The sequence below is a fragment of the Streptomyces sp. UH6 genome (assembly GCF_013421635.1).
GTDB lineage: Bacteria > Actinomycetota > Actinomycetes > Streptomycetales > Streptomycetaceae > Streptomyces > Streptomyces abyssomicinicus.
This window is the reverse complement of record NZ_JACADT010000528.1, coordinates 1-3,947: the sequence shown is the minus strand read 5'-3', so window position 1 is coordinate 3,947 and position 3,947 is coordinate 1. Positions and strand designations below refer to the sequence as shown.

The 3,947-nt window shown below is 71.7% G+C and carries 4 protein-coding genes; 3 read left to right on the top strand and 1 reads right to left on the bottom strand.

From position 1 onward, the window contains the following. On the top strand, positions 1–697 hold a 697-nt coding region (locus HW445_RS21335; RefSeq protein WP_180222590.1), incomplete at its 5' end, for a dihydrolipoamide acetyltransferase family protein. Between the two features lie 136 nt (positions 698–833). Here the strand turns inward: HW445_RS21335 and HW445_RS21330 are convergent. After that, complete coding sequence (locus tag HW445_RS21330) at positions 834–1,796, bottom strand: serine hydrolase (RefSeq protein WP_308799630.1); 963 nt, start codon at positions 1,794–1,796, stop codon at positions 834–836. Positions 1,797–2,004: 208 nt separating this feature from the next. On the opposite strand from HW445_RS21330, the gene HW445_RS21325 reads away from it, so the two are divergent. Further along, on the top strand, positions 2,005–2,655 hold the full coding sequence (locus HW445_RS21325) for a GntR family transcriptional regulator (protein WP_180222588.1): 651 nt from the start codon (positions 2,005–2,007) through the stop codon (positions 2,653–2,655). Then, positions 2,652–3,947: nitrate/nitrite transporter (locus HW445_RS21320; RefSeq protein WP_180222587.1), on the top strand; the 1,296-nt coding region annotated here is incomplete at its 3' end. The genes HW445_RS21325 and HW445_RS21320, both read left to right, overlap by 4 nt.

The window sequence follows — 3,947 nt, the reverse complement described above, 5'->3', positions numbered from 1 at the left end:
GGAGACCAGGATCCCGGTCAAGGGCGTCCGCAAGGCCACCGCGCAGGCGATGGTCGGCTCCGCCTTCACCGCCCCGCACGTCACCGAGTTCGTGACGGTCGACGTGACGCGGACGATGAAGCTGGTCCAGGAGCTGAAGCAGGACCCGGACATGGCGGGCGTGCGGGTCAACCCGCTGCTGCTGGTCGCCAAGGCCCTGCTGGTCGCCATCCGGCGCAACCCCGGGATCAACGCGTCCTGGGACGAGGCCAACCAGGAGATCGTCGAGAAGCACTACGTCAACCTGGGCATCGCGGCGGCCACGCCGCGGGGGCTGATCGTGCCGAACATCAAGGACGCGCACGCCAAGACGCTGCCGGAGCTGGCCGCGTCATTGGGCGAGCTGGTGGCGACGGCCCGCGAGGGGCGGACCGGCCCGGCCGACATGCAGGGCGGCACCGTCACCATCACCAACGTGGGCGTCTTCGGCGTCGACACCGGGACGCCGATCCTCAACCCGGGGGAGGCAGCGATCCTGGCCTTCGGGGCGGTCAAGCCCCAGCCGTGGGTCCACAAGGGCAAGGTCAAGCCCCGGCAGGTCACCACGCTCGCCCTCTCCTTCGACCACCGGCTGGTCGACGGCGAGCTCGGCTCCAAGGTGCTGGCCGACGTCGCGGCGGTGCTGGAGCACCCGAAGCGGCTGATGACCTGGGCCTGACGGCCCTCCGGCCCGGCACGGCGGGGGCCCGCCACGCGCACGCGTGGCGGGCCCCCGCGCCGTTGCCGGCGGTCCCGCGCCCGGGCGGTCCCGCACCCGGGCTGTCCCGGTCCAGTCGGTCCCGGACCAGGCTGTCTCAGCCCAGGCGGGCGAAGCCGTGGTTCAGCAGACGGGTCGCGTCGGTGGTGCGCTGCGCCGACGACGTCGAGGCCAGCACCGTGCCGATCACCGTCTTGCCGTTGCGGGTGGCCGAGAACACCAGGCAGTAGCCGGCGACCTGGCCCGAGCCGGTCTTCACGCCGGTCGCCCCGCTGTAGCTGCCGAGCAGCGGGTTGGTGTTCTTCCAGGTCGCCATGGTGCGGGTGGAGCCGCTCTTGGTGACGGTCTTCGCGGTGTACGACTTGGTCTTCACCACGGAACGGAAGGTCGAGTTCTTCATCGCGTCGCGGGCCAGCTTGGTCAGGTCGCGCGGCGTGGAGTAGTTCGAACCGTTGCTGATGCCGTCGAACGAGTCGAAGTGCGTGTTGGTCATGCCGAGGTTCTTCGCGGTGGTGTTCATCTTGCCGATGAACGACTTCACCCGCGCGTCCCGCGTCGTGCCGGTTCCGTACTTGTCGGCGAGCGCGTAGGCCGCGTCGCAACCGGAGGGCAGCATCAGGCCGTGCAGGAGCTGGCGGACGGTCACCTTGTCGCCGACGACCAGGTTCGCCGAGGAGGCGCCCTTCTTGACCACGTAGTCCTTGTACGCCTGCTGGATGGTCACCTTGGCGTCGAGATTCAGGTTCGGCTGGCTGAGCACCACCTTGGCCGTCATGACCTTGGTGGTGGAGCCGGTGGGCCGTCGGGTGTCGGCCGCCTTGCTGAAGGTGGTCCGGCCGTTGTCGCTCTCCATCACGAAGCCGCCCTTGGCGGCGATGCCGGGCGAGGTCACGCTCTTCAGCGGCGGCGGGACGGCGGCGACGGGACGGCCGGGCGAGTTGTTCACCGGGGCGGCGTGCGCGGGCGCCGCGGCGAGCGTCCCGCCGAGGAGCATCGCGCCTCCGGTGACGAGGGAGACCGCGGCTCTGCGCAGGCGGCGGCTTCCGATGCCGGTCTTCACGTGGGGAACCCCCGGATGTGATGTGCCCCTGAACGCTCCCTGGGGCAGGGCGCCGCCGCGGGATACGGCGGTGCGTGATGTCCGACGACTACCGGGGCCCATAGGTTGCGCGCGGAGGAGGGGTGTTTTTCCCCGATTCCGGTCCGGGGGCCGTCCGCATGCCGGATCCGGGCAACGGATGCGCACGTGTTGTATCTATGCTGTCCGCATGACCGCCCCGCCGAAGCCGCCGCCCGCCGCCGAGCGGGTCTACATCCATGTGAAGCAGTCAGTCCTCGACCGCACGTACGAGGGGGGCAGTCTTCTCACCGAGGGCGAACTCGCCGAGGCGGTGGGGGTGTCCCGCACCCCGGTCCGGGAGGCGTTGCTGCGGCTCGAGGCGGAAGGGCTGATCAGGCTCTATCCCAAGAAGGGCGCGCTGGTCCTGCCGGTCACCGCGCAGGAGATCGCGGACGTGGTGGAGACCCGGCTGCTGGTGGAGGAGTACGCGGCCCGCAAGGCGGTGCCCGCTCCGCCGCGGCTGATCGCCCGTCTGGAGGAACTGCTGGAGCAGCAGCGGGAGCAGGCGGCCGGCGGGGACTACGCGGCCGCCGCGGTCACCGACCGCTGCTTCCATGCCGAGATCGTCCGCAGCGGCGGGAACGCGATCCTCTCCCACCTCTACGACCAGCTCCGCGACCGGCAGTTGCGGATGGGCGCCGCGGTGATGCACTCGCACCCCGACCGGGTGGCCAAGACCCTGGTCGAGCACGGGGAGATCCTGGACGCGCTGCGGGCGGGCGACGCGGACCGGGCGGTCGAGGCCGTGCACGGGCACGTGGGCTGGTTCTCCCACCTGGCGCGCGGAGAGGCCCGATGAGCGACGGATCCCCCGCCCGGGCGACCGGGGTGGAACGCGCCGGGCCGCACACGCCGCCGCCGGACCCGCCGGGCGGCGGGCGGGCCGTGGCCGTGTGGTCGGTGGGCGTCTCGGTCTACTTCGTGGCCGTCCTCTTCCGCACCTCACTGGGCGTGTCCGGCCTCGACGCGGTGGAGCGCTTCCACGTCAGCGCCTCCGCGCTGTCCACCTTCTCGATGCTGCAACTGCTGGTCTACGCGGGCATGCAGATCCCGGTGGGCCTGCTGCTGGACCGTTTCGGCACCAAGAGGGTGCTGGTCGTCGGGTGTGTGCTGTTCACCCTGGGGCAGCTCGGTTTCGCGCTGGCGCCCTCGTACGGCATGGCCCTGGTCTCCCGCGCGCTGCTGGGCTGCGGCGACGCGCTGACCTTCCTCAGCGTGCTGCGGCTCGGCGCGCGCTGGTTCCCCGCGAGGCGCGGGCCGCTGATCGGGCAGCTCGCCGGTCTGATCGGGCAGGGCGGCAACGTGGTCTCCACCCTGGTGCTCTCCCGGGCGCTGACGCAGTTCGGGTGGACGGCGTCGTTCGTCGGCAGCGCGCTGTGCGGCGTGGTGGTGCTGGTGCTGACGCTGCTCTTCCTCAAGGACCATCCGGACGGGTACGGCACCGAGCGGACCGGCCACCGCGGGGCCCGGTACGTGCGGCACCAGATCACCGAGTCCTGGCGCGAGCCGGGGACGCGGCTGGGGATGTGGACCCACTTCACCACGCAGTTCCCGGCGATGGTCTTCCTGCTGCTGTGGGGCATGCCGTTCCTGGTCGAGGACCAGGGCATGGACCGGGCCCGGGCCGGCACGCTGCTGACGCTGATCGTGCTGGTCAACATGGTGGTCGGCGTGCTCTACGGGCAGCTCGTCGCCCGTCGCCACGGGGCGCGGATGCCGCTCGCGCTGGGCACGGTCGGAGCGACCGCGGTGGTGTGGGCGGTGCTGCTGGCCTGGCCGGGGCGGGCGCCGCTGGCGGTGTTCGCGCTGCTGTGCCTGGTGCTGGGCGCGTGCGGACCGGCCTCGATGATCGGGTTCGACTTCTCGCGTCCGGCGAATCCGGCGGAGCGGCAGGGGACGGCGTCGGGGATCACCAACATCGGGGGGTTCACCGCATCGATGACGACGCTGCTGGCCATCGGGGTGCTGCTGGACCTCACCGGGGACGACTACCGGGTCGCGTTCGGCGTGGTGTTCGTGGTGCAGGCGCTGGGTGTCTCCCAGATGCTGCGGCTGGGGCGCGCTGCCGCACGCCGTGAGCGGGAGCGGCTC

What these genes read in the sequence shown, in the direction of transcription:
- HW445_RS21325 (WP_180222588.1), top strand. Translation starts at nt 2,005, where the DNA reads ATGACCGCCCCGCCGAAGCCGCCGCCCGCCGCCGAGCGGGTCTACATC.